The sequence below is a fragment of the Pseudomonas sp. 2VD genome (genome assembly GCF_005503585.1).
GTDB lineage: Bacteria > Pseudomonadota > Gammaproteobacteria > Pseudomonadales > Pseudomonadaceae > Pseudomonas > Pseudomonas aeruginosa.
The window spans coordinates 1-1,204 of sequence record NZ_SCND01000666.1 but is presented as its reverse complement, the minus strand read 5'-3'; the positions used below and the strand labels follow the sequence as shown (position 1 = coordinate 1,204).

At 63.8% G+C, this 1,204-nt stretch carries 1 protein-coding gene; it reads right to left on the bottom strand.

Translation table 11 applies throughout. The features are described from left to right. Positions 1-1,013: PAS domain-containing protein (locus FFS27_RS32940; protein ID WP_137952566.1), on the bottom strand; the 1,013-nt coding region annotated here is incomplete at its 3' end. Positions 1,014-1,204: the final 191 nt, after the last annotated feature.

Here is a 1,204-nt window from a genome sequence, read left to right as displayed (position 1 = left end):
GCGTTGAGGGCCAGCAGGTTGGTCTGTTCGGCGACGCTCTGGATGGTGGTGACGATGTTCTCGATGTCCTTGGTCTGGTGGGTGAGCTGGGAAATCAGGCCGACGGCGGTGTTGACCATCGATAGGGTCTTGGCCGACAGGGCGACGGACTGGTCGAGGGAGTCGATGCCGCGGGTGGAAATCTGCGCGGTCTCTTCCGCGGTGGAGAACGACAGCTCGGCGGCGCGCCGTACTTCCTCGTTGCGATTGACCTGTTCGGTAACGTCGATGGCGAACTTGATGACCTTGATTATCCGCCCCGAACCGTCCTTGACCGGGTTGTAGGTGGCTTCGATATGTACCCGCTCGCCGGCGGCGGTGCGGCGTTCGAAATGCCCGCGGGAGAATTCGCCGTGCCGCAACCGGGCCCAGAAATCCGGGTTCTCCCGATAGAACTCGTCGAAGCAGAGCATGCGGTGGTGCTGGCCCTTGAGCGACTTGAGGCTGTAGCCGAAGAGACGCAGGAAGTTTTCGTTGGCATCGAGTATCTCGCCGTCCGGGGTGAACTCGATGACGGCCATGGACTGGCGTATGGAGTCGTTGATCGCGTTGAGCAGGAGCAGTTCGGAATGGTTGCGGGTCACGTCGGCGGCGATCTTCAGCACCTCGACGACCGCCCCTTCGGCATTCTTCACCGGGAAATAGGTGGCCTCCAGCCAGATCGGCGACCCGTCGCGTCGCAGGCGCTTGAACACGCCGCGCTGGGGCGTGCCGCTGGCCAGTTCCTTCCAGAAGCGCACGTAGGCGGCAGAGGCCTGGTAGTCCTCTTCGCAGAAGATCCGGTGGTGCTTGCCGACCAGTTCGTCCGCCGAATAGCCGACCGCCGCGAGGAACAGCGGGTTGGCGGACAGTATCTGGCCATCGGGAGTGAAACGGATGGTGGCGACGTTCTGCCCGATGGCCTCGAGTCGCCACGCTACATCTTCATCCTTGGCGGCGCTTTCGACCGCCCTGCTTTTTCTGCCGAAGAGCATCGCGCACGACTCCTTGATGGCACCTGTCCATCGCGAGGGAGTAGAGAACCGGAGATAGTCGTCCTGCCGCTATACGCCAGTGTAGATCGGGCCCGGCAACTTTCCTCGGCGCTCGCGGCACCGTCCGTCCCCTGCCGGGCGGGGCCCGCGCCCGCGCCATCAGCCACGCAAGCGCCGGCCCGCGCTATGAT